Source organism: Roseibium album, from assembly GCF_001404515.1.
Classification (GTDB): domain Bacteria; phylum Pseudomonadota; class Alphaproteobacteria; order Rhizobiales; family Stappiaceae; genus Roseibium; species Roseibium album.
This window is the reverse complement of record NZ_CXWE01000005.1, coordinates 123,489-146,312: the sequence shown is the minus strand read 5'-3', so window position 1 is coordinate 146,312 and position 22,824 is coordinate 123,489. Positions and strand designations below refer to the sequence as shown.

Annotated in this window: 27 protein-coding genes; 13 read left to right on the top strand and 14 right to left on the bottom strand. The window is 56.0% G+C overall.

What is annotated here, in order from left to right; all coding sequences use genetic code 11:
- Positions 1 to 332: 332 nt before the first annotated feature.
- A complete protein-coding gene (locus tag LA5095_RS17560; protein WP_055117256.1) occupies positions 333 to 1,226 on the top strand; it encodes a class I SAM-dependent methyltransferase in 894 nt (297 codons plus the stop codon).
- Between the two features lie 37 nt (positions 1,227 to 1,263).
- Here LA5095_RS17560 and serB read toward each other — a convergent pair whose 3' ends face one another.
- A complete protein-coding gene (serB, locus tag LA5095_RS17555) occupies positions 1,264 to 2,154 on the bottom strand; it encodes a phosphoserine phosphatase SerB (RefSeq protein WP_055117255.1) in 891 nt (296 codons plus the stop codon).
- Between serB and miaA the strand changes: the two genes are divergently transcribed.
- The 3 genes from miaA (at position 2,138) to LA5095_RS17540 (ending at position 4,467) form a co-directional block, all read left to right on the top strand.
- Positions 2,138 to 3,103, top strand: a complete 966-nt coding sequence (gene miaA, locus LA5095_RS17550) for a tRNA (adenosine(37)-N6)-dimethylallyltransferase MiaA (protein WP_235808868.1) — start codon at positions 2,138 to 2,140, stop codon at positions 3,101 to 3,103. The genes serB and miaA overlap by 17 nt on opposite strands.
- A gap of 215 nt (positions 3,104 to 3,318) precedes the next feature.
- Complete coding sequence (locus tag LA5095_RS17545; protein ID WP_208992748.1) at positions 3,319 to 3,858, top strand: GNAT family N-acetyltransferase; 540 nt, start codon at positions 3,319 to 3,321, stop codon at positions 3,856 to 3,858.
- 90 nt (positions 3,859 to 3,948) lie between these two features.
- A complete protein-coding gene (locus LA5095_RS17540; protein WP_158510399.1) occupies positions 3,949 to 4,467 on the top strand; it encodes a GNAT family N-acetyltransferase in 519 nt (172 codons plus the stop codon).
- On the opposite strand, the gene LA5095_RS17535 is transcribed toward LA5095_RS17540, so the two are convergent.
- The gene (locus tag LA5095_RS17535) at positions 4,468 to 5,049 is read right to left on the bottom strand and encodes a TetR/AcrR family transcriptional regulator (protein ID WP_055117248.1); all 582 of its coding nucleotides are present in this window, start codon (positions 5,047 to 5,049) and stop codon (positions 4,468 to 4,470) included.
- A 123-nt stretch (positions 5,050 to 5,172) separates the two neighbouring features.
- On the opposite strand from LA5095_RS17535, the gene LA5095_RS17530 reads away from it, so the two are divergent.
- Together LA5095_RS17530 and LA5095_RS17525 are read left to right on the top strand one after the other, a co-directional pair.
- On the top strand, positions 5,173 to 5,589 hold the full coding sequence (locus LA5095_RS17530; protein ID WP_055117246.1) for a hypothetical protein: 417 nt from the start codon (positions 5,173 to 5,175) through the stop codon (positions 5,587 to 5,589).
- Between the two features lie 32 nt (positions 5,590 to 5,621).
- Positions 5,622 to 6,092, top strand: coding sequence for a hypothetical protein (locus tag LA5095_RS17525; RefSeq protein ID WP_055117245.1), 471 nt, complete (start codon positions 5,622 to 5,624; stop codon positions 6,090 to 6,092).
- Between the two features lie 180 nt (positions 6,093 to 6,272).
- Here the strand turns inward: LA5095_RS17525 and LA5095_RS17520 are convergent, their stop codons facing one another.
- A complete protein-coding gene (locus LA5095_RS17520) occupies positions 6,273 to 7,829 on the bottom strand; it encodes a 2-isopropylmalate synthase (protein ID WP_055117243.1) in 1,557 nt (518 codons plus the stop codon).
- 763 nt (positions 7,830 to 8,592) lie between these two features.
- Between LA5095_RS17520 and LA5095_RS17515 the strand changes: the two genes are divergently transcribed.
- Positions 8,593 to 10,560, top strand: a complete 1,968-nt coding sequence (locus tag LA5095_RS17515; RefSeq protein WP_055118006.1) for an AAA family ATPase — start codon at positions 8,593 to 8,595, stop codon at positions 10,558 to 10,560.
- A 168-nt stretch (positions 10,561 to 10,728) separates the two neighbouring features.
- On the opposite strand, the gene LA5095_RS32740 is transcribed toward LA5095_RS17515, so the two are convergent.
- Entirely contained in the window at positions 10,729 to 10,947 is a 219-nt protein-coding gene (locus tag LA5095_RS32740; protein ID WP_158510398.1) for a hypothetical protein, read from the bottom strand.
- A gap of 59 nt (positions 10,948 to 11,006) precedes the next feature.
- Here LA5095_RS32740 and LA5095_RS17510 point away from each other — a divergent pair, with 59 nt between their 5' ends.
- Complete coding sequence (locus LA5095_RS17510; RefSeq protein WP_158510397.1) at positions 11,007 to 11,300, top strand: AprI/Inh family metalloprotease inhibitor; 294 nt, start codon at positions 11,007 to 11,009, stop codon at positions 11,298 to 11,300.
- 31 nt (positions 11,301 to 11,331) lie between these two features.
- The gene (locus tag LA5095_RS17505) at positions 11,332 to 11,733 is read left to right on the top strand and encodes a VOC family protein (RefSeq protein ID WP_055117238.1); all 402 of its coding nucleotides are present in this window, start codon (positions 11,332 to 11,334) and stop codon (positions 11,731 to 11,733) included.
- Between the two features lie 157 nt (positions 11,734 to 11,890).
- Here the strand turns inward: LA5095_RS17505 and LA5095_RS32425 are convergent, their stop codons facing one another.
- Positions 11,891 to 12,076 carry a hypothetical protein gene (locus tag LA5095_RS32425; RefSeq protein ID WP_144436035.1) on the bottom strand — a complete coding sequence of 62 codons (186 nt, stop codon included), beginning with the start codon at positions 12,074 to 12,076 and terminating at the stop codon, positions 11,891 to 11,893.
- A 634-nt stretch (positions 12,077 to 12,710) separates the two neighbouring features.
- On the opposite strand from LA5095_RS32425, the gene LA5095_RS17500 reads away from it, so the two are divergent.
- Complete coding sequence (locus tag LA5095_RS17500) at positions 12,711 to 13,496, top strand: PEP-CTERM sorting domain-containing protein (RefSeq protein ID WP_208992747.1); 786 nt, start codon at positions 12,711 to 12,713, stop codon at positions 13,494 to 13,496.
- 57 nt (positions 13,497 to 13,553) lie between these two features.
- On the opposite strand, the gene LA5095_RS17495 is transcribed toward LA5095_RS17500, so the two are convergent.
- From LA5095_RS17495 to LA5095_RS17470, 6 genes are all read right to left on the bottom strand, one after another.
- Positions 13,554 to 13,805 carry a hypothetical protein gene (locus LA5095_RS17495; protein WP_055117234.1) on the bottom strand — a complete coding sequence of 84 codons (252 nt, stop codon included), beginning with the start codon at positions 13,803 to 13,805 and terminating at the stop codon, positions 13,554 to 13,556.
- Positions 13,789 to 14,616, bottom strand: coding sequence for an RNA polymerase sigma factor (locus tag LA5095_RS17490; RefSeq protein WP_055117232.1), 828 nt, complete (start codon positions 14,614 to 14,616; stop codon positions 13,789 to 13,791). Before LA5095_RS17490 ends, LA5095_RS17495 begins: the two co-directional genes overlap by 17 nt.
- On the bottom strand, positions 14,609 to 15,034 hold the full coding sequence (locus LA5095_RS17485) for a hypothetical protein (protein WP_144436033.1): 426 nt from the start codon (positions 15,032 to 15,034) through the stop codon (positions 14,609 to 14,611). The genes LA5095_RS17490 and LA5095_RS17485 overlap by 8 nt, the downstream gene beginning before the upstream one ends.
- Before the next feature lie 173 nt (positions 15,035 to 15,207).
- Positions 15,208 to 15,921 (bottom strand): DUF899 domain-containing protein, encoded by a 714-nt coding sequence (locus LA5095_RS17480; protein WP_055117229.1) that lies wholly within the window; start codon positions 15,919 to 15,921, stop codon positions 15,208 to 15,210.
- A gap of 22 nt (positions 15,922 to 15,943) precedes the next feature.
- Positions 15,944 to 16,435: an SRPBCC family protein gene (locus LA5095_RS17475; protein ID WP_055117227.1), complete on the bottom strand. Its 492-nt coding sequence runs from the start codon at positions 16,433 to 16,435 to the stop codon at positions 15,944 to 15,946.
- Positions 16,432 to 16,755 carry an ArsR/SmtB family transcription factor gene (locus LA5095_RS17470; protein ID WP_408010233.1) on the bottom strand — a complete coding sequence of 108 codons (324 nt, stop codon included), beginning with the start codon at positions 16,753 to 16,755 and terminating at the stop codon, positions 16,432 to 16,434. Before LA5095_RS17470 ends, LA5095_RS17475 begins: the two co-directional genes overlap by 4 nt.
- 156 nt (positions 16,756 to 16,911) lie before the next feature.
- Here LA5095_RS17470 and LA5095_RS17465 point away from each other — a divergent pair, with 156 nt between their 5' ends.
- Together LA5095_RS17465 and LA5095_RS17460 are read left to right on the top strand one after the other, a co-directional pair.
- Complete coding sequence (locus LA5095_RS17465) at positions 16,912 to 17,562, top strand: glutathione S-transferase family protein (protein ID WP_055117223.1); 651 nt, start codon at positions 16,912 to 16,914, stop codon at positions 17,560 to 17,562.
- 99 nt (positions 17,563 to 17,661) lie between these two features.
- Positions 17,662 to 18,564, top strand: a complete 903-nt coding sequence (locus tag LA5095_RS17460) for a DMT family transporter (protein ID WP_055117221.1) — start codon at positions 17,662 to 17,664, stop codon at positions 18,562 to 18,564.
- Between the two features lie 19 nt (positions 18,565 to 18,583).
- On the opposite strand, the gene LA5095_RS17455 is transcribed toward LA5095_RS17460, so the two are convergent.
- The 3 genes from LA5095_RS17455 to LA5095_RS17445 all read right to left on the bottom strand — a co-directional run bounded on the left by LA5095_RS17455 (position 18,584) and on the right by LA5095_RS17445 (position 21,773).
- Entirely contained in the window at positions 18,584 to 19,495 is a 912-nt protein-coding gene (locus LA5095_RS17455; RefSeq protein WP_029066373.1) for a PhzF family phenazine biosynthesis protein, read from the bottom strand.
- A gap of 138 nt (positions 19,496 to 19,633) precedes the next feature.
- A complete protein-coding gene (locus tag LA5095_RS17450) occupies positions 19,634 to 20,788 on the bottom strand; it encodes a GNAT family N-acetyltransferase (RefSeq protein WP_055117219.1) in 1,155 nt (384 codons plus the stop codon).
- An 82-nt stretch (positions 20,789 to 20,870) separates the two neighbouring features.
- Positions 20,871 to 21,773, bottom strand: coding sequence for a pirin family protein (locus LA5095_RS17445; protein ID WP_055117218.1), 903 nt, complete (start codon positions 21,771 to 21,773; stop codon positions 20,871 to 20,873).
- Between the two features lie 324 nt (positions 21,774 to 22,097).
- Here LA5095_RS17445 and LA5095_RS17440 point away from each other — a divergent pair, with 324 nt between their 5' ends.
- Positions 22,098 to 22,748: a pyridoxamine 5'-phosphate oxidase family protein gene (locus tag LA5095_RS17440; RefSeq protein WP_055118005.1), complete on the top strand. Its 651-nt coding sequence runs from the start codon at positions 22,098 to 22,100 to the stop codon at positions 22,746 to 22,748.
- Positions 22,749 to 22,824: the final 76 nt, after the last annotated feature.

The window sequence follows — 22,824 nt, the reverse complement described above, 5'->3', positions numbered from 1 at the left end:
TGGCTCAAGGATACATTTCCGCCGTCACCAGCAGGTCTCCCCGGGACCCGCGGTGAAACATTCAAATTGCTTCACATCAACTGGTACCTGGTGCCGCTTGCTTTGTGTCGAGTGTGCTTTCCCGCGCCAGGTGTCGAGCGCAGCTGCACCTGGTTGCGTCCTGATCGGCAAATCTTTTTTGTTTGGATTTGGAACCGATACCGTTAAAAACCTCGCGAAACGGCTGCAATGGCAAGTGCCCCATTCGAGGCGCAGGACAGATGGCTGACGGAATGCGTTTTGCGAAATTGCGATGTGCTCAAAAACAGTTTTGAAAGACGAGTGATTTTCAGATGACCGGAAGAAGCAGTTCCTGGAAACGGATCAGCGGGGACATTCCGCTCAATGAACTTGAGAAACTCCAATACCGGTTCAATGCCTGGATTGAACAGCGTCGCCTGCCATTCGAAACTTTTCCGGTTGATGTCGAGCCTTATGTTCCCGTTCTGAACATTGAGGCCTTGAGGCACCATTTCGGCGACGCGATCATGCGTGCCAGTCCGACCCGCGCGCTGTGTTTTGACTTTATCCTCGAACAACTTCCCGGGATATTTCCAGAAAAACCCCGGATTTTTGATCTGGGATGTGGCGTTGGATCATACTCGGAATTCCTGAACGCAGCGCTCGGCTACGAAGATTATCAGGGCTGTGACATTCAGGAGCGCGGCTCCTGGAAAGGCATGAAGAAGCCGGGTGTGACATTTTCCGTTGCAAATCTTGGCGAAGATTGCATTGCGCTCAAAGGGGCTACCAGCGTTTTCACGCAGTCGGTACTGGAGCACATTCAATATGACCGCTCAGTCCTTGACCTGCTGACAGTCGAAGAGCCTTCGGAAATCCAACACGTTCATTTTGTGCCCGCGACGTGCAGTTTTGTCGAACATCGCTACCATGGCTACCGGCGCTATGGTCCCGGAGCGATTTCCCGCCTTCTGGACAACCCATCGGTGTTCGACGTGCGGATCTATTCGATGGGCAATGCCATCACACGTGAAATGTACTGGCTGCAAAAAGGCAAGCTGAAGAACTACCAGAAATCACGGGCGAAAACTGACATTCAATACGACCAGGAACTTTCCTGCGTCGAGAATCTGGCTAACAACAGGAAGCACATCATCACCAAAGAAGCAAAAGAGGCGTCATTTTTCGCCTTGGTTTTCAAACAGCGTCTCGCGCCGTCTTCCTGAATTCAATGCAGACAACTCGAGGTCACGTGAATTCAGATCAGCTCAAGACAAACTCGCTTTCAGAATAGCCCTGAAGGTAGAGGAGCGCTGTGAGATCGCCATGGTCGACCCTGAAATCAGCAATTTCCGCGACTGCCGGTTTTGCACGATACGCGACACCTGAGCCGGCCCGCTCGATCATGGCCAGGTCATTTGCGCCGTCGCCCACGGCCAACGTGTCCTCGAAGGACAATTTCTGCTGGCTCACAAGCTCTTCCAGGCGGACACGCTTTGCTTCACGACCCAGGATCGGTTCACTGACCTTCCCCGCAAGCCGCCCGTCCGTTTCAAGAAGTGTATTTGCCTGATTTTCATCGAAACCGATCATCGCGGCCACAGCACGGGTGAAATGCGTGAACCCACCGGAAACAAGGGCGCAATAGGCACCGTTGGACTTCATGGTCTGAACAAGTGTGCGCCCACCAGGCATCAAGACGATCCGGTTGCTGAGCACCGTATCGATCGCGGAAACCGGTAATCCTGCGAGCAGCGCAACTCTTTCCCGCAGGGCCGGCTCGAATTCGATTTCTCCCCGCATGGCCCGCTCTGTTATGTCGGAAATCCTTTCCTTCAGTCCCAGTTCTGCCGCGAGTTCATCGATACATTCCTGCCGGATCATCGTGGAATCCATATCGGCGATAAGAAGGAGCTTGCGGCGTCCTTCTTCCGGTTGCACAAAGATATCCACTGGCGCGGTGCCGGTGATTTCGCGCAACAGTGTCATGGCGGTACTTGCATTGGGGCCTTCGAAACGGATATCGGCTGCGACACCGGTACTCAGTACCGTTGCAGTCTCGCTCGCCCCCAGGGCTTCCTGGGCGCGTCGGACAAGATCCTGATCGACGGCGGGGGCTGTCGGAGTAGACACCAACGTGGCAACTAAAGGCATGGATGAATTCCTGAAACACGAGAGGAAGCAGCCTGCTGAGGCTTCAGCCATTCTGATAGCTGGCCCGACGGCGAGCGGCAAGTCCGCACTGGCGATGGAGGTTGCCAAAGCGCTGAACGGTGTGATTCTCAATGCTGATTCCATGCAGCTTTATGAAGACCTGCGACTTGTGAGCGCGCGCCCTTCGCTGGAGGAAGAAAAACAGGTTCAACACCGGCTGTACGGTATGCTGCCCGCTTCGACGGCGTTTTCAACCGGTGCCTGGTTGAGATCGGCAAAGAAGGAGGTTGCTTCAGTTCAGGCATCGGGAAACATGCCGATTATTGTCGGCGGGACCGGGCTATACTTCAAGGCTTTGACGGAAGGCTTTGCCGACATGCCGGACATACCCGACGAAATTCGCGAAGAGGCGAGGGGGCTTGCGGACCGCGAAGGAGTCGAAGGGCTCAGGAAAGCGCTGGTTGAAAAGGGGGACGGCGAGGCAGCGGTGACCATTGCGGACCCGCAGCGTCTGGCAAGGGCTCTGGAAGTGCTTCTGGCAACAGGTAAACCGCTTGGCGACTGGCAGGTCTCGGCCCAATCTGCTCCGTTTCTATCTGGAACGGACTGTGTCCGGGTCGTCCTTTCTCCACCTCGCCCATGGTTGCATGAGCGGATCGAGCGGCGGGCGCGACTCATGCTGGCGGAGGATGGATTAAATGAGGTCAGGTCGTTGCTCGCGCAGGGATTGTCCCCAAAACTACCGGCCATGCGGGCCATCGGTGTTGCCGAGATTCGTGACTATCTGTCGGGCGACACGGGTTATGAAGAAACCGTCCACAGGCTTACTGTTGCAACGCGGCAATATGCCAAGCGGCAGGAGACTTGGTTCCGCAATCAGATGCCGGATTGGCAACGGGTTGATCCATCAGTCGGAATTAAAGTTGGTGATATTTTGGATCCGAAATGATGTGCGCCCGTCAACCTCCGGGTGCTGCACCGCAGCAGGCTGTTTTACGGTAACCTGTTGGTAATACGAATTTATTTTTACCATGTTTGATTTTATAGTCCGACGTGCCTTTGGGTCGGCACAATTCAGGGTTACCTCTCCGTCGGTCGGAGCTTGGTGGTTCTGAAGTCTCCACCGATTGCCGGAAATTGAACTGAATTCATTGGGAGGACCACGTGCAGACGATATTTCTCGAATGTGGCTCAGTGCGGCTTGTTCCCTTTTCCCCGTCCGACATAAATTTCGTCAAAGACCTTCACGCCGACCCCTTTGGAAACCGATGCACGGAATTTGCAACTGACTGCACGATTGCCGATGCTGCCGATCTGGTCAGGTCGGCGTTGCAGAATCAGGCAGACCTGGGCTTCGCCAAATGGAAGGCTGTCTCGGATGACGGGCGGTTTCTCGGCTGGGCCGGTTTCACCCCCATCAGCGAGACGTCTGAAATCAGCCTGAACTATTGTCTTTCCACCGAAGTTGTCGACCAGGATGCGACGCTCGCAATGCGCCTGTGTTCCGCCCTGACCGGCTGGTTCTTTGAAAACACCTATTTCTCCCATCTGGTGGCGGTGATCCGGACTGATAACCGGGATGTTCGAAAAGTGGTCCAGAACGTTGGGTTTTGCCATCGGGAAAGCAAAGTGATTGAAGGCATGCAGGCCGACGTCTTTCAGCTGTTCAGCCCGTCCATGCAGTCCTATCTGATGAGCGCCTGACATTGACAGTCCGGCGCACGCCGGTAATTTCCTGACAAAGATCAATTGTCCTGCCGCGGTCAGCGCGGCTTTTAGTTGGAAGTCGATAATTTGACGGAAGACATTCTGACGAGCGAACGTCTGCGCATCGTTCCTTTTGAGGACGCGGATTTTCCGCTTCTCTTCGAGCTTCATTCAGACCCGGAGGTCAATCGGTATCTGTCACCCGGCCTGGTGCCGATGGAGGCGGCAGAGGTCGAGCGGCGATTGCAAGGCTATGTCTTCGAACATCGCAGATCGGGGCTGAGCAAATGGAAGGTCTTGACGCGGGAAGGTGACTTTATCGGTCGGGCAGGTGTGACCTGGATGACTGAACCCGATGGATACGAACTGGGTTACAGCCTGAAACGCGCAGCCTGGGGAAAAGGCTATGCATCCGAAATCGCGACAGCTCTGACAGGTTGGTTTTTTGAAAGAACCGACAACAGGTATCTGATCGCATTCGCCTGTTCGGAACATGAAAAATCTCTGAAAGTCATGCGGAACGCTGGCTTCAGCCATTGGTTCGATCGGGAAAGACATGGTGCTCCTTGCACATTTTACCGGATCGAGCGGAACGAAGCTTTCTGACTATTCATGCCCGACGGCTGTCATGGCGGATGTGAACGCGGCACTGGCAACAGCATCCGCCTGATCTTCACTCGCCATTGCGCGGGAAGTCATGAGCGCTCCGATCAGAATGCTCAGGAAGGCCCAGGCTTTGTTTAGCTTTTCGTCGTCGCTTTCGCCTTCCAGTCCTTTTGCGATCAGTTCGGCAATCGTCTTCATTTTGTGTTCATAGAGTTCTCGCGTCTCGTCATTGGATCTCACGACGTCCGGGGAGAGGGCGGTCATTGCGCAGCCGCAAGCAAGGTCCCTGCGGTGAGTGCTGCCGAGATAGTAGCGCGCAAAAGCTTCCGGCCAGTTGCTGTTGTAGCGCCGTTGATAGTCGGGAACCGTTTCGATGACTTCATCAAGCCCCAGTTCAAGTGCAGCCAGAAACGCACCGTCCTTTGAGCCAAGATGCGAATAGAACGCTCCGGAAGTTGCGCCTGCTGCACGCGCAATGCCGTCAACGCCAACTCCCGCATATCCCTTGCTGCGGAAGGATCTACTGGCGGCAGACAGCAAGGACTTCTGTGTTTCTGCCTTTCGAACCTGCTGTTTCGCCATGCTTTCCTCATTTTTAGATAGCGATCGTTATATATCAATTGACAATATAACGATCGCTACATAAATAGGGTCTGTATCAAAATATAACGAACGTTATATATGTAGGGTGAAAAGGATCTGACAATGCCACTTGCACTTAGCTACACCGTGGGCGTTCTGACGCCTGAGGCCGGACAACGCGCCGGCTCGAGGATCACCAACGCATTCCTGAAATGGCACGGCCTTGCCGGTAACCGGGTGATGACACCCAATGTCACGATGCAGATCCAGCCATTGCCGAAAAACGGTGCGCTTTCGGGCGGGGAGCCGGTGGAGGGCGTCTGGCTGGAGTGCAAGACACCTTCCTTCGCCTTCGCAGACCGGGACGTCCAGGTTGGTTTCTTTCAAGAAGCAACCGACATCATTGTCGACGAAGCGGACGGAAATCTCACCAGGGATCGGATCTATTCCAACGTTGTGCACACGGTGGATGGAACCTGGAACCTTGATGGCGAAGCCATGACGGATCACCAGCTGACAGAACGGATCGCCCGCGGTTGACCTCTCGATTTGACATTAGGGAACATCTCAAGATGAAACTCATGCAGAAAATCCTCGCAGCCACGGGACTGGTCCTGGCAGCATCGACTGCTCATGCCGCAGAATGTCTGGACATGGGCGGTGTCGCCATCCCCAACTTCTTTTCCGAAGGCAAGGGCAAGCCTGTCGTCATTTCGGCAACCCTGATGGGGACGGTGACCAACGCAGCCGGAAAAATCCTCGCACAGCGAGTGACGGAAACCGGGTTGGAAATGGACATGGAGCACTATTTTGGCCGCTCAGACGGTGGAGCAATCTTCACCAGGGACAGGGGCGTCCTGACTGAAATTCCCGGAAAAGAAGGCCGCTACATGATCGAGATCACTTATGAAGTTCAGGAAAACATGAGCCGGGGCACGCTGGAGGACTACAGCGGCACCTTCAGGAGTTATGGTCTCGTTGACCTGAGAGATCCTGACGATCTGCAAGGACTGGTGCGCTATTCGGGTGAGCTATGCAAATAGCCTGAACAGGCTCTGTTTCCTGCACGCAATTGCAGAAAGATGATTGTGCCGCGGTTTTTCAACCAGCCGTCCCGGGCCTGGCCCGGGGGCCTCGTTTGCCGGCAGCGTGGTTCGTTGCAGACGGATTCAGCGCCTTGGGTTGAGGCTCTGGGCATGGTGCTCAGAGCCTCTTCTTGTCTATCATACCGCCTGCAAGGCACCGGGATTGTCGGTCTGTTGTCGCAGGGCCAGCTTGTTCATGGCCGAGACATAGGCACGCGCCGATGCCACCAGGGTGTCGGTGTCGGCTCCCTTGCCGGTGGCGATCCGGCCTTCGGCTTCCAGACGCACGGACACTTCCGCCTGGGCGTCTGTGCCTTCTGTCACGGCATGCACCTGGTAGAGCGACAGTGTCGCCTCGTGCGGCACAATGGCCTTGATCGCATTGAACGTCGCGTCGACCGGTCCATCACCGGTGGCTTCCTTGGTGATGTGCTGGCCGTTGACGTCCATGGTCAGGATTGCCTTCTGCGGACCACCGGTGCCGGCAATGACGGTCAACGCAATGACCTTTGTGCTTTCGCCCAGGATGGTGATTTCGTCCTCGACCAGCGCTTCGATGTCCTCGTCGTAGACATGCTTCTTGCGATCGGCGAGCTCCTTGAAGCGGCGGAAGGCATCCTGCAACGCCTTGTCGCCCAGCTCAAAGCCCAATTCACGCAGCTTGTCGCGGAACGCGTGGCGACCTGAATGTTTGCCCATGACCAGCGAGGTCGCTTTTACCCCGACATCTTCCGGACGCATGATTTCGTATGTTTCTGCATTTTTCAGCATGCCGTCCTGGTGAATGCCGCTCTCATGGGCAAAGGCATTCTTGCCGACGATCGCCTTGTTGTACTGGACGGCAAAGCCGGACGCTCCGGCAACCATTTTTGATGCACGGACCATGAATTGAGGGTCGATCTGGGTGGCATATTGCAGGACATCGCCGCGCGTGCGGATTGCCATGACGATTTCTTCGAGCGCTGCATTTCCGGCGCGCTCGCCCAGGCCGTTGATCGTGCATTCGATCTGTCGTGCCCCGCCGGCGACACCGGCCAGCGAGTTGGCCACCGCCAGCCCCAGATCGTCATGGCAATGCACGGAGAAGATTGCCTGGTCACTGTTGGGCACCCGTTCTCGGATGTCCTCGAACATGGCCTTGTACTCATCCGGTGTTGCATAACCGACCGTATCGGGCAGGTTGATGGTTGTTGCGCCGCACTTGATGGCGGCTTCCACGCAGCGGCACAGATAGTCGATTGGCGTGCGGGTCGCATCCATTGCGGACCACTCGACATCGTCGATCAGGTTGCGCGAGCGGGTCACCGTGTCGGTGATGATCTCCATCACCTGATCTTCGGTCTTGTTCATCTGGAATTTCAGATGGATCGGCGAGGTGGAAACGAATGTGTGGATCCGGCCCTTGCCGGCGTGTTTCACAGCTTCGCCGCAGCGGTCGATATCGGCGTGGATGGCGCGGGCGAGACCGGCTATCACGGAGTTCTTCGAGCGCTTGGCGATTTCACCGACGGCTTCGAAGTCGCCGTTGGAGGCAATCGGGAACCCGGCTTCGATGATGTCGACGCCCATGTCGTCGAGGATCTCGGCAATCTGCAGTTTTTCTTCCAGCGTCATTGAGGCGCCGGGCGATTGTTCACCGTCGCGCAAAGTGGTGTCGAAAATGCGGATATGGTCCGTTTCGGGGGTGGCAGTCATGTCGTTTCGTCCCTGGCTTGGATCGCCGGTTCTATATCCCTTGTCTGGATTAGACCACTGCGCGACCCGGAAATCATGTTGTGGGTTTTTGAAATATCTCCCCTAAGTGCCCGTTCCGCCTAATCAAAACGCGGATCAGCCGACGCTCAGGGGCATCTAAGAAGGAGGAGATCGCCAAGTAGAAGGAGGCCGCCGCGCTGCTTCAGCGCGTGGAAGTCAGATCCGGAAATGTCGCGAGCCGCGATCATGGGTCTCAACTGGGCCTTCGGTCGTCTTCAGTTTCAGCCACCAAGCTTGAGGGAAAAGCATGAGCAGGTGGTTAACGGAATTTGTTCTTACGGCAGGATGGGCCCGGTTGCAACAGTCAGTTTACGTCCGGGGATGACGGAAGGCTCGAGAAACTCGTTTTGGATCGACCTGGCATCGGTCCGCAGACCGGGTACTTGTTGCGTTTGCGCAACTTGATTTCAGTTTGGCGCGTGATTTGAAATTGCCGGTTGAATCGAAATGTGCTTGCCGGTAAGAACCACGGACTTCGCGCCGTTGATGTGGCGTATCAAGGAGAAATGCATTGCTGGATAGAGACACCTTACCGGGTCTGCGCTGCGGCGCCCTCCAGTCTCCACTGTAAGCACGCCCCATGTGCTGCGGTCGAGGCCGGAACTGAGCTGACCGCACAAACCCCAGACAAGTGAAAGTATTCGGGTGTTGAAAGTGCGCGTATTCGCGCCGAACAGACCCGATTTGGGATTTGGGAAAAACCGTGAACGAATATCAGATGGTGAAAGCCGTGCTGCTCCACTTGAGCCGCGGGCTTTCCGAGGATGCCCCCTTGGCCAAGGCGCTGAGAGACTGGGTGTTGGACAATCTGGCCTGGCTTGATCTGGGCCTTCGAAAAAGAGACGCAACAAACTGGGACGCCTTGCAACAGGCGCTCCAGGACTGGCGGCTGCCCGAGGCTCCCGTGCCTTATGTTACGGAAATTTCCGATACTCTTGCCGATCTGCTCGGGCTGGATGTCGAAAACAGCACCCTGCTGGCTCTGCTCATCGGCTGCGATCGCCTGCCGAAGTTGCAGAACCTGACGGAAGTTGTGATCGGAAAAGGGGTCGATCTGCCGGTATTGCTCGCCGAGCTTTGCGGCGTTTCGGCCCATGAAGCATTGCGCTTTGTCAGGCGCAGCCCCGTGTTCCGGTTGGGCCTGATCGGTTTTCAGGCATATCGCTCGGGCGTTGTGTCGGTCGACATCAAGTGGGCGCTGGAAAAGTTGCTGGATCGCGCTCCGAGCCATGGTGAGGAATTCGTCGATGCGCTGATTGGTCCGCGTCACAAGACAAGCCTGTCCATGGAGGATTTTGCCGAAGTCGAGGATGCACCTTTTCTTGCGAGCCTGATCGCGGGTGCTGCCAGGGAGCAGGCAAAAGGCATCAACATCCTGATCTATGGCCCGCCGGGTACGGGCAAGACCGAACTGGCACGTGTGCTTTGCCGCGAGGCAGGCATGCGTCTTCATGCCGTCGGTGAGGTCGATGATGACGGGGAAGAGCCGACACGCTACGACCGCGTCAGTGCACTTCTGCTTGCACAGCGTGTTCTGAAGGACGGCAAGGAAGCCGCGATCCTGTTTGACGAAATGGAGGATTTCATCGGCGATGCGCAACGCAGCTCTGGTGACTGGATGACGCGCCGCGACGGCAGCAAGGTGTTCGTCAACCGCATGCTGGAAGACAACCCTGTTCCCGTCATCTGGACAACAAACGCCGTCGGCAACATGGATGATGCGATCATCCGCCGGATGAGTTTTGTCCTGAAGATGGACTATCCGGTGCGCAAGGCAAGGCAGCGCGTTGCCGCTCGCATCTGCGCCGACGAGAAAGTGGAATTTTCCAGGGAAGTTGCGGATCTGGTCGAAAGCGCTGCTGAATCGACGACCATTCTGCGCACTGCAGCAAGGGCCTCGAGGCTGGCGGGGGCAAGCGGTCGGGTCGAAAGACCTGCGGAAGTGCTGGTCAAGACGCTTCGCGGCGGGGAAATGCCGAACCGGGTACCGCAGGAGATTGATCTGGGCCTCTACAACACCGAGCCTTCGCTGGGTGCTGTGATGGAGAGCATCGCGGAATGTGGCCACAGTGATGTTTCGCTGTTGCTCAGCGGCCCTCCAGGCACGGGCAAAACGGCTTTTGCGCATCACTTTGCAACTCGCCTGGACAAGCCGTTGCTGACCAAGCGGGCCTCAGATCTTCTGTCCAAATGGGTCGGTGGCACGGAGCGCAATATCGCCGAAGCCTTCGCCGATGCGCGGCAGGAGCAGGGTGTCCTGTTTTTCGACGAGGCGGACAGCCTGATGTTCGACCGAGGCACAGCGAGCGCGAATTGGGAAGCCGGGCAGGTCAACGAACTTTTGTCGTGGCTTGATAATCATGACCAGCCAGTGCTGGCGGCAACCAACTTTGCATCAAAGCTGGACGCGGCAACCCTGCGCCGGTTTGATTTCAAACTCGAACTGAAGCCGCTCGACAAGGCTGGCCTGTCACACGCGTTTCGCAGGTTCTTCGGAGCCGAGGCGCCTGCGGAAATTGCTTGCATGCGCAATTTGACGCCCGGAGACTTTTCCGTCGTCAGGAAGCAGATGCGGTTCAACAAGAGCCCGTCTGTGCACGACATTACCCGTGCGCTGATGAAGGAGGCCAGGATGAAGCCTGAAACCGGACTGTCGATCGGGTTTGTATGAAAATGAAAGGCACCCCACCGCAGATCGGGATGAAACCTCAAGCCAGGACCTCGGCGGATCTTCAACCTTGAAGCCTCATTGCGCCTGCGGACTGCAAAGCTCCGTAGGCGCAGTTTGGTGCACGCGCGTGGAGAATAAATGAAACGATTCAATCAACCGCTTCACTTTTCAAGGTTTCGAAGCGGAATGAGAAGCTTCTGATTTTACGCTGGTCCACGCAATGATATTCGTGTTTGCCATATGCTCCACGGTCGTGAGTTCTTTAGCGGTTGCAATCCGGGCAGTCTTTTGATGTAGCTTGGCGAACTCGTCAATTTTGTCAGGGTTCGTGCGCCATGAAGGTTCAATTTGTTTTCCTGATTTCAAGTTCCCTTTTGCTTGCAGCATGCAACACGTCGTCAACAGGTTCAGGCACACCCTCGGTACCCGATAAGGACACTCCCGCGGTGGAACGTGGCATCCCTGGAGAATGGAACCTGAAGGCAATGGACAGTGTTCTGTCGTGTCGCGTAAAGGTGTCGGGCAAAAAACAGGACCGGGAAGGCCGTGCAACCGGGTTCGGATGTATTGGGTTGGACAATTTTCTCATGGTGGATCGCTGGAAGCGGGAAAAGGGAAGGGTCGAGTTCTTCCGGTTTGCGGACGATCGTCCGGTTGCGAGAGTTTATCGGGTCAGCCGCGACGAGTTCCAGGGAGAGTTGCTGCCATCAGGTCGAGAAATAGTCCTGAAGCGGCGATAAGGACAAGGTAGTCACAGCATTGGAGAATTTCGTGTCAAAAACTGTCGGGCTCAATCACCTTGGTCTTGCCGTTGCCGATCTTGACCAAACGACGTTGTTTTTCGAAAAGGTTCTGGGCTGGACTGAAACAGCTCGCGATGACGCCTATCCGAGAAATTCGATCACCGATGGCACTTTGCGACTGACCTTGTGGCAGGTGGACAAATCAGTTTCACCAAGGCGTTTTGATCGGCGCCTCAATATCGGCCTGCACCATCTGGCGCTCGAGGTCGAAAGCGGAGAGGAGCTGTTGCGCCTCGCCGATGTTGTTGCCGCCTGGCCGGGCGTGAAAGTTGAATTCATGCCGGAATTCATGGGCACGGGGCCACGAAAGCATATGATGTTTGCCGAGCCGGGTGGCATCCGGCTGGAACTGGTGTGGATGGGCGCCTGAAACAAGTTCAGCCTCGAAGCGGCCGCAAGGCTTGGCCAAAAACCAGGTCGACTGGCCCACTCCGGGAGTATCCGGCTTCGTGATGGACAATCGTCGTTTGAAAAAATGCGCGGCCTCGGTTGTTCGCTGAAGCCGCACTGGTGATTGAAATCTGTTTTCAGGCCTGAATATCGACAGTTTCGCCAAGGCCTGGAGGAGGGGCGCCCGGGCCACTGGGTGCGCTGGCAACTATCTCTGGGCTTGAGGCCCCTGACTGTCCAGGCGCAGTCGGTTTTGACGCATATGCGTCTGATTTGAGAGGCTGTGCGCTGGCTGTTGCCGCGCTTGCAGATCCTACGTCCATTTTCGTCTCCTTTTGAAACCCATCCATCCATTGGATGCTCTGACGTAGTCCGTGGAGCCTTAACGAGCGCTAAAGCAAACCGGAGGCATTACAAGACGTGAACTTGATTTCTAATAAGGTGATGGTCCGGCCTCGCTTCCGCATCACCCGGGATGCAGTTCAATCATGAGGTCGAGAGGCGTGCCCTTGCGCCATCAAAGGACATTTCACCGAATGATCAACCTTCCGGATTGCAGGTAAAAAGCGCAGTTTCGTGCTGACTATTCATTGAATTTCAGTCGAAGTTGATGTGAACCCGTCTCCGGTTCCGAGTTCAATGCCGTGTGCTTCGCACCAGCATTCAACCAATCAAAAGTGGTTTTCCGGTTGGAGATAAACTACCTTGGGAATTGCGACGGCTAATCTAATAGCAAAGCTGGAATACCGGGGAAGGCTGATTAGACGGTTCGGAATATCGGATTCCCTGCGATTCAATCCTGAGAACATTTGTATGACGGACCGCTTGGAACGCAGCATGTTTTATCGGAAACAAACGCACTTTTTTGTCCATTTTATGTGTGTCTTGACATTCTGTGTCGCGGGATTCGGTTTCAGTGGTGGAGCCAGCGCAACTACCGTTGGCGCGGCACAACTGGTGCTGGGACTCGATGGTGGAGCGCAGCAAGTTGTCAATCTGCTGATCAAGCGCCTGATTGATGTTGGTGTTGGAGCGCGCGGAGCCGCGGTCGCCGCCGTCGTAAAGACCGACAGCGACAAAAAAGGAGCAAATTCCGGCTTTTTCGGCGACACCGGGTTACTCATCGCATCTGTCGCTGACGCTGATGGTGCCGCCGAGGCCAAGGCTAGAAACAAGCTTCGCGGCAAGGTGAACACTGTTGCAACGTCAGGAAAAATTGCAGCGGCGCGCTCAGTCCTGACCTGGAAAGGGAGGGTCGTCTGGGAGGCGCCCACTGCAGCATTGCCGGTCTTGCCGGACGTGTCCAAGGTAGTTTCAGCGCAAGTCAACGTAGCTTATGCGATTGAAGGTACCGACGTTTCAGTCTCTAGCCCGGCCGGGCTTGGCGCCGGCTCATGGGACGTTGAGCACAGTTGGAACGGCAAAACCTCTTTCCTCGGTGGCGTGGGTTTTGACCAAAGCAACCCTGAAGCCACATTTTCCGGAGATCTTTCGGCACTGTCAGGAATGTTTTCTTCGGGCCCGGGGTTCTTCAGCGCTTCTGGTCTGACACTCGCCGATACTTTTGGAATATCTGTAGATTATGCCGAGTTTCTGAGCATGGGAGAAGTCTCGGCCGAATTTGCCGGACGAATGGTTGCCGAAGCCGCTATCGTTCCTGTTCCAGCGGCTTTGCCGCTGCTTGCGGTCGGGTTGGGTTTTCTCGGCATTGCCGGATGGTGCCGGAAGACGAAAATCAGCTGAATCAGCTGAAACTGCCTGGTGAGGCCGGAAGGTCGCGCAATCCGTCGGCAAATGGGCTCACCCCTGTGTCTTGTTAGGTTTCATCCCGCCAGCGTCCGGCTGACCGTATTCTGCAATGAACGTCTCCATGACCTGCTGGAACTTTTTCTCGTCGATGACGTCGTCGAAATTTTCCAGCAGGATCGTCAGAAGGTAGTTGTTTCCGAAATGCCAATCCGCGTTGAGGTCGCGAAGTTTGGCGTAGGCCTTTTCGGTGAGGGCGGCGCTAAAGCGTTTGGGAAGGGGCAGGCGTTTAGGTTTCTGGGGCATCTTCTTTCTCTCCACAGCCGGAAAGTGGCTCGGTCGATCCCTTTCCGGCTTCTTCTATGTCCTTGGTACGCCGCCAGAAAACGGCATGCAGGCCCGCCATCGACCCGGGTTCGGCCTTGCGGACGATCGCCATGCGAGCCGCAAGTGCGGAAACGTCGGGAAAGTCAGCCGGGTCTGCTGACTCACCGGAAGCCATCTTCAGGCCTGCGCACTGATGACAGATACCTTGCTTGCTGACCAGCGCACAAAGCCCGTCATACTTGTCCTCCATCGCACGTCTGGCGGCAGAAAGACGGTGGCGCAAGACCGCATCCGAGATACCCAGAACTGTGGACGCTTCGCGCGCCGAGAGATCCATGACATCGCGCAGAACCAGGGCAGCCTGTTCGTCGACTGGCAGGGATCTGCCGACGCAGGTGAAGCAATAGGAGATATGTTCCCTGACTTCATAGGCAAATTCGGGATCGGTGATGGCGCCGACCACTTCGTTCGAGAGTTCATCCGAATGCGCGCATGAATTGGCATAGGCAACCTGTGCCTCCGTGCGCCACCGTTTCTGACGGCGCAGATGATCAATTGCCGTTCTGGTGACAATCGATGTCACCCAGGTGGCGAAGCTGCAGCGTCCCTCGAAATTGGACATGTTTGACCAGGCCTTCGCAAGAGCCTCTTGCAGAATATCTTCAGAATCTTCCGGATGCCCGACCAGGCGCCGGGTAATCCGGCGCAGTTTCGGGAACTCCGCTTCGACGAGCCTGGAAAAGGCGCCACTGTCGCCTTGCTTGGCTTGATCAATCAGGCTGTCAGGCATGGCTGGGATCCCGCTTGCAGGCAATCCCGCCAAATATGGCGCCGATGGCGAAAAAAACAAAACCGGGCAGGGATTCAAGAAGGGACAGATAGCCAGGCACAATCAGGAAGACGATCAATCCGAACTCGATTGTCAGGACAAGACCACTGTTGATCGCAAGGCCTGCCTGTGAGTTTGACCAGTTCAGCTTGATGGCAACAGCAAGGGCTGCCGCCCCGGAAAGGGCCAGCAGATAAGCAAAGTATGCCAGGATGGCTCCGGTTGCTCCGGGGAGGGGGCCGCCATCATAGCCATAGATTGCATAGCCATCGGCGGGCCCGGACCCCAAAGTTGCTGACAGAACAAGACCCGCTCCGGCGATGTGCAAAAGGCCCCATAGGCCAAATCCGATCGCACCCAGTTTCGCAAAATTCATCATGGAACCTCCTGTTGTTTCCATGATGTTGGACGCCAGAGATGCGAAACTTCGCCAAGTGATTGTTTGGACTGGTTTTCCTGGGAGCGAAATTGGGCAACCGGTTTTCCTTGACGGCGCTGGCTCGCACCCGGGTTCAGGCGCGAACCGGAGTGCAAGCCGCCGGGTTTGGAGACCTAGTCATCCGTTCCATACATGTCCCGTCGGCGCACCCAGGCCTGAGCATATGGCAGATCGTCCTCGTGACGGCCCATCGGGGTCAAATCGAGCAGATTGTAGGCCATGTTCAGAATGTCGAGCCCACGGCCGTAAGTGGAATAGCTGTGGCCGACACGGCCATCATCCAGCTTTAAAAACGTGCTGACACCAGGCAGCTCCTCGGAGTGAACGGTATTGTTGCCGCTGTAATTGTATCCCTGGCCGGTCTGGTCCTTCTTGTCCGGAAAGGTGACCCCGAAATCGACCCCGAAGCCGTTGCCGGCGGTTGATGCCCATTCGAAGGTCCAGCCCATGCGTTCCTTGTAGCCCTGCAGCGTTTCAAGCGGTGCGTTGGATATGGAAATCAACGAGGTGTCGCGCGCAGCCAGATGCCTGTCGAGGCGCTCGTAATTGTCCGCCCAGAATGAACAGCTTGGGCAACCCTCCTGCCAGGTTTCGCCGAACATGAAGTGATAGACCGCAAGCTGCCGGTTCGGTCCGAAGAGCTCGGCCAGTGATTTTCGTCCGCTCACCGTGTCGAAAACATAGTTTTTTTCGACAAGAACCAGTGGCAATTGCCTGCGCGCGGCGGATAGTGCGTCACGCTCCCTGGTAAAGGCCTTCTCCCGGGCGAGCAGGTCCTTGCGGGCTTCGAGCCAGTCTTCCTGGCTGACAAACTGTGGAGCTGTCATGTCTTCCTCCTGAGCGTGCGTTTTATGTGGAAACAATTTCATCGAGGCGCCTGAAGCAACCGTTCCAGCCCCCGCCAACACCACGGCGAGCATCTTCAGACTTGATGGCTTCATGCCGGAGCTTCACTTCCGTCGCCTTGCCGGCTTCGGTGAAGGTGATGGCAACCTGAGACGTGTCTGTTGCCTCGCGTGTACCGTCGGCAAATTCCTGGACATGGCGCCAGCTGAATTCCAGCCTGTTCGGTGCATCGATCGCGAGATATTCGCCTTCGAAATGGATTTGCTTTTCCTGGGTCTTTTCAATGACGAAACACCATTTCCCGCCGACCTTCAGGTCGATATCGACCGAGACCAGACCGCCTGATTTCGGAACAAACCAGCTCTGGACTTCGTTCGGTTCCGTGAAGGCCCGGAAAACGCGCGCCGGGTTGGCGCGAAACAGCCCTTCAACGATGACAGGTTCCTGCCCGGGATCAGATTTCAGAAATTCTCTTTCACTCTGTTGAACGGTCATTTTTCGCTATCCTCTTTGGCAAGATGACGGGCGAGGGCGTCGAACCGGTCGATCCAGAACGATTCATATTTGCTCAGCCAATCGACGGCTTCCTTGATTGGGGCGCCGCGCAAGCGGCAGTGGCGGGTGCGGCCCCGTTTTTCAATGTCAACAAGGCCGGCATCGGACAGAACCCGAAGATGTTTGGATACCGCCGTCAGCGACATGTCGAACGGTGTTGCAAGATCCGACAAGGTCGCTTCGCCATCCGCAAGTCGGGTGACGATGGCGCGCCGGGTGCCATCGCTGAGGGCTGAAAAAGTCGCGTCCAGTTGGGCCATTTGTTGCACAGTCATAAAGTTAACCTTTTGGTTGACTATCATGGGAATTCATTATAGTCAACTAATTGGTTGAGTAAAGTCGTTGCAACGGCGTTGACCTCGACATCGGCCGGACAGGAATGTTTCCTGGGACCGGCAGGCACAGGAGAGTAAGCAATGAAACTTTATGTAACCGACTTGTCTCCCAACAGCCGGCGAGTACTGGCTGTCATGCATCAGCTCGGCCTTGCAGGGGAAACTGAAGTCCAGAAGTTCAACCTCGTAGAGGGACAGCACCGGTCCGAAGACTTTCGGGAAATCAATCCCAACATGAAAGTGCCGGTTCTGGTCGATGGTGATTTCAAACTCTGGGAAGCCAACCCGATCATGATCTATATGAGTGATCGTCAGGGGGCAGAGGAATTCTGTCCGTCAGACAGTGCTACGCGCATTGAAATCCTGCGCTGGATTTCCTGGGAAGTGCAGCATTTCAACAGGGCTATCGGCGACATCACGTGGGAGACAGTCGCCAAGCAATTCTTCAATATGGGCGAACCGGATGCGGAAAAGATCAAGGCGGGGCAGGAAAACTTCCGCCGCTTTGCTGCCGTGCTCGAAGAGCACCTGGCAGATCGGGACTTCATTTTGGGAGACAAGCCGACGGTTGCCGATTTCGCTGTAGGCAGTCATTCAGCCCTGGCGCTCTATCCGCAGTCACAGGTGCCTCTTCTGGAGTTCCCGAAGGTTCTTGCCTGGTTCCAGCGGTTGGAAACCTTGCCCGCATGGGCGAAGACTGCTCCGCAAGCCCCGGCCGAGGCCGCCGAATAAACAACGTATCTGCTCATGGTGACCCGTGGCCGGGCCACCATGCAGCTTTCAGGACCGGATTGCGTTGCCCGGGCGTCATTCCTTGGTTAGCCTTGGTTGATGGGAGTAATATCTTCGAAACGCGCCCTTGGGTTTGGTGTCCTTGCGGCGCTGTTGTTCGGCACGCACAGCGTAATTGCCCGGTTTTTGACCAGCGACCTGCATGGTTTGCAAATCGCAGTCGTTCGCATCTGGATTGCAGCAGCCGTCCTGTTCGTTCTGCTTAAGTTCAGCAAACAGGCGGTTTTTCCGATCCGGTTCGACAGATACAAACTGCTCGCGATTGCCGGATTTGTTCTGAACTATGCGGTCTTTCACATCGGTTTGGAGCGCACCAGCGCGACCAACGCCATGGTACTGGAAAACACGGCACCGTTCTTCGTGCTTGTCATGCTTGCAAGCGTCGGCATCGAAAGGGTCAGAAAGGTCGACATCGCCGCAACTGTCCTCGTGATGGCCGGGGTTGTTCTGACTGTCAGACACGATATCGACATTGGTACCAATGCCTTGTCGGGAGACCTGTTGATGGTCGTTGCCGGATTCACCTGGGCGATGTTCATCATCGGAAGCACAAAATCGGTGCAGAACACCAGCGCGCCACTCGAACGCCTTCAGCTCCTGTTCCAGATCCTGTTTGTCAGTGCCATCGTTCTCACCCCGGGCTTTTTCCTGTTTTCATTCGAGCCGACAGGCGCGGATCTGATGTGGCTTGTGTTTCTTGCCGTCTTCCCGACAGCGGTCGGCTATTTTCTGTGGTACGAGGCCATGGCAGGTGTTTCGACGGTCACAGCCGCGCTTCTGTTCGTGCTGTCAGTGGTCTTTACGTTCATCAATTCGGTGGTTTTCCTTGGGGAGGCGTTGACGCCGGGCATGATGATCGGCGGCGCACTGGTCGTGGGCGCCGTCATCCTGCCGTCGCTCTTGGAATCAAACGACGAAAGTCCGGAAGGTTCCGAATCCTGATATTCCTGCGTTCTGTGTGTCAGACAAACAACTCGCCGCGTGCGACAAGCGTCGCCTGGCCACCGATGCGGACGGCATGCATGCCACCGTTTTCGACATCGATTTCAAGATCAATCAACGACGGACGCCCCATTTCGAAACCCTGTTCGATGCGGATATGGTGCGTGCCCGCGGTCAGACCATCATAGAAGTGAACGACACCGGCAAACGCCGCGGCGGCAGACCCGGTTGCAGGATCTTCAGGAATCCCCATCTCGGGCGCAAACAGGCGTGCATGGAACGCACTGTCGTGGGAACGGGTTTCCCGGCAGTAAACATAGGCGTCGTTGTGATCGTCCTTGCCAAAGCCCGCTTTCCACATCGCCGCGACGGGTTTGGCGCGCGACAACGCATCTAGGTCGCGGACCGGAACAAAACTGAAAGGTGGTCCGACCTTGAATCGCGACGGTGCGTGGTTTTCAAAACCGATATCGGTAGGCTCCAGGTCGAGGGCAGCGGCGATCAGTTCGACATTGTGGGTCGGTCCCGCGGGCTCCGGCAGGTTGGGCACGTCGAACTCGGCAAAGGCGGCTGCGTTCTCGCGCAAGATCACAGCACACCGGACTGTGCCGATCTTTTGCTTGAGCACAACCACGGCGTCCTGTTCGCCGTCGACGTCTCCGAACCGCTCGGTTGCCAGGAGAATGGCTGTTCCGACGGTTGGATGACCGGCAAAGGGAAGTTCCACCTTCGGCGTGAAGATCCGCAAGCTTGCGGAATGTCCGGGATTTTCCGGTGGAAACACGAACACTGTCTCGGAAAGATTGAACTCGGCCGCGATCTTCTGCATCTGCTCGTCGCTCAGATCCTCGGAGTCCAGTACCACTGCCAGCGGATTTCCGGCAAGAAGTGTGTTTGTGAAGACATCCAAGATCGCGTAGCGGCGGCCCATATTCATTTCTCCCTGGAGATGCACCAATACCTTTGTCCAAAGGTGGGCGGACTTTTACATTTCTCTGTCCGTCCCGCCAGTCCTTAGTGGTTGTTCTTGGTGAACAAATTATTGACAGGTCAACGGCGTTTCACCTCCTCATTGAGGTAGCAGATATTCCGCGATTTCGCGTGCGAACGGAACGATAGCCGGATCCTCAAGATCCGTGCGCGAGCGTATGATGCGAATGTCGGCCAGTTCCTGTTCCTCGGACGCCATGGAATGCTCGATCATGTGCTGACACAGATCATCCGCGCGTTCGGTACAATCGAAGACCTGCGCAATCGAAATACGCGGCCCGTCAAAGGCGGCAAGCAATTCGGCCCTGGTCAGCGTTTCGCCTGTCAGGCCGGTCTCTTCTTCAAGTTCCCGGTCGATTGCACTGATCACGTCGACCCTGCCATCGGGGGTGATGTCGTTCAGATCAAGATTTCCGCCGGGTGGACAGATCATGCCCGCTGTTGCGGTGTGACCACCCATGACACCGTAGAGCAGCGCACCGTCGGATGACCTGATGATGGCGGAGCCGAAAAGGTTGAAAGCGGAGGCATCCGGTGCGCCCCAGTCCCGCCACGCAAGATGGGCGGCATAGGAGCTTTCGGAGCAGTGTCCGCTGAAGATGCCGTTTTGAAACTCGTATCCGGTCAGTTTCAGCGTCCGGCCATTCCACAGAAGCGCGATCCGCTTCTGGGCCTCTTTGAAATGTTCGGCGATTTCGGCACTGTTTTCGGTCTCGAAACGCCACGGCCGGTCCGAGATGGTAAGATCGATTTTTGAAACCCTGTGCACGCAGGGCGGAAGCACCTTTTCCATGAGAGGAATGTCTTTTCCGGGCGACATTTCACTTGGACGGGTGGCCATGGTCCGGAACCCGTGTTTTTCGTAAAACGCGCCTGCGTGGAAATCGGATTCAAGAGAAAGACGTGAAAGTTTCTTTTGTCGTGCAAAATCCTCTGCGCGTTTCAGGAGCAGATTGCCGATACCCTTTCCCTGTGCCTCGGGATCAACAAACAGAAAATCGACAAGAAGTGTATCTTCACCTTCTTTCGTGACACCCGAAAAGGCGAGGGGGATACCATCCTGCTCGGCGACAGTCATTTCAAGCGCGCGGATCGTGGTTTCATGAATACTCCACGCTTCCATGAATTCCGTCATCTTTGCCTCGGGATATCCCCAGGACGCCTTGGCACGGTGGAGGATACCCGTCAGGTCGAGGGCATCGGCGGGCGTGGCGGAACGGAGTTTGAGAGGCATGGCTGTCCGGTAATGTGATTGCCGGACAGCCGTATCCAGAGATTGTGAAAGTTACAAGGCAACGGAAACAGTTGCGTGCCCGCTACCTGATAAACGATCCGTTCTGTAGCTCCGTGACGGCCTGCAGCAGTTCATCTCGCGTGTTCATGACGATCGGGCCGTGCCATGCGACAGGCTCCTTTATCGGAGCGCCCGAAACGAGAAGAAAGCGGATGCCCTCATCGCCCGCCTGAACGACGATTTCATCACCCGTACCGAAGATGACGAGCGTGCGGTCACCGGTCTGGTCGCGGATCTTCAGTTCTTCACCGCCGAATTCCTTTTCCGTCAGGATGCCAAATGCATCTGACGACCCTTCAAATGTGCCGGACCCTTCGAAAATATAGGCAAAAGTCTGTTTGTAGGTATCGACCTTGAAGCGCTTTTTCTTTCCGGCCGGAACATGGATGTCGAGATATTGCGGTTCTGCCGCAATTCCATCTACAGGTCCGCGCTTCCCCCAGAATTCACCGCAAATGATGCGTGCGGACGATCCGTCATCGTCGATAACAACCGGGATCTCGTTCGAGGCGACATCCTGGTAGCGCGGTTCCGTCATTTTCAGCGAGGAGGGCAGGTTTGCCCAGAGCTGAAAGCCGTGCATCAGTCCGTTTGCGTCGCCCTTCGGCATTTCCTGGTGCATGATGCCCCGGCCTGCTGTCATCCACTGCACGTCACCTGCACCCAGGTCTCCCTTGTTGCCGAGGCTGTCCCCGTGTTCAACCGTCCCGGCAAGAACATAGGTAATCGTCTCGATGCCCCTGTGCGGGTGCCAGGGAAATCCTGCAAGATAATCCTCCGGACGATCGTTGCGAAAATCATCGAGCAACAGAAACGGATCGAGCATCTCCGGTTCCTGAAAACCGAACACTCGTTCAAGTTTCACACCTGCACCTTCCAGTGTTGGCTGCGTGGAACCGATATGGGTCACAGGGCGTATCGACATTGCTGCAGGCCTTTTTTCCAATGTGTTCCAGCCAAAATAGCGTTGATCGCCGTAAAACCCACCCCGTGACGTCCGAACGCAGTGTTCAGTCCGGGGAAACAATGGGGAGACTTGTTTCGGGTCTTGCTAATTGACAGTTGAACTTCGGCTTACGTACGTACCTCAAGCGCAGTAGCATGGTCTCCGAAGTGTTTTGCCGATCGAATGGCTTGCTCAAGTTTTCTGGACTTCGAAGGGGGCGGGAACCAGCAAACACGGGCACTCTTGACATTCGGTGTCCTGGCAGAACCTGATGGATCAATTGGATGCGAGGGAAGTGCACATATGCAGGAATTCAATCTCAATCCGGAGTTTGTCGTCGAAGATGAGACATCGCTGCGAAAACTCTTTCAGCCGATCCACGAGTTGGCGGTCAAAAAGTGTCAGACGACACTCGACAGGCATGCGCGGGACTTTATCGCGCGTTCGCCCTTCCTTTGCCTGGGCACGCAACACGCAGATGGCAAGGCAGACGTTAGTCCACGCGGCGACCCCGCAGGTTTTGTCAGGGTCATCGACGAGAAAACCCTGGTTGTTCCCGATCGCCCCGGAAACAATCGTCTCGACAGTCTCGTCAACATAATTTCCAATCCGAGTGTTGGGTTGCTGTTCGTGATTCCCGGTTTCGACGACACCTTGCGTATCAACGGAACGGCGAGGCTTGTGGTCGACCCGGAACTGCTGGAGACCATGAGCGTAAACGGGCGTTGTCCCAAAATTGCTATACTGATCAAGGTTGACAGCGTTTTCATGCATTGCGCCAAGGCGTTTCGCCGGTCGCACATGTGGGACCCGGACCGGTTTCAGGATCGCAGCGAAATGCCATCGCTTATGAACATTATTCTGGATCAGTCGAACAGCGCACCGGCGGACGATGCGGAGCTGGACACCCTGGAGCAGAATCTCGAAGAGGAATACAGGAAAACCCTGTATTAGTCGCTTGTTCCAACCGGCTGACCAGAAATGTCCTGCCACGAACGGTGAGTTGACGCTTGCAGCGTGATGGAACAAA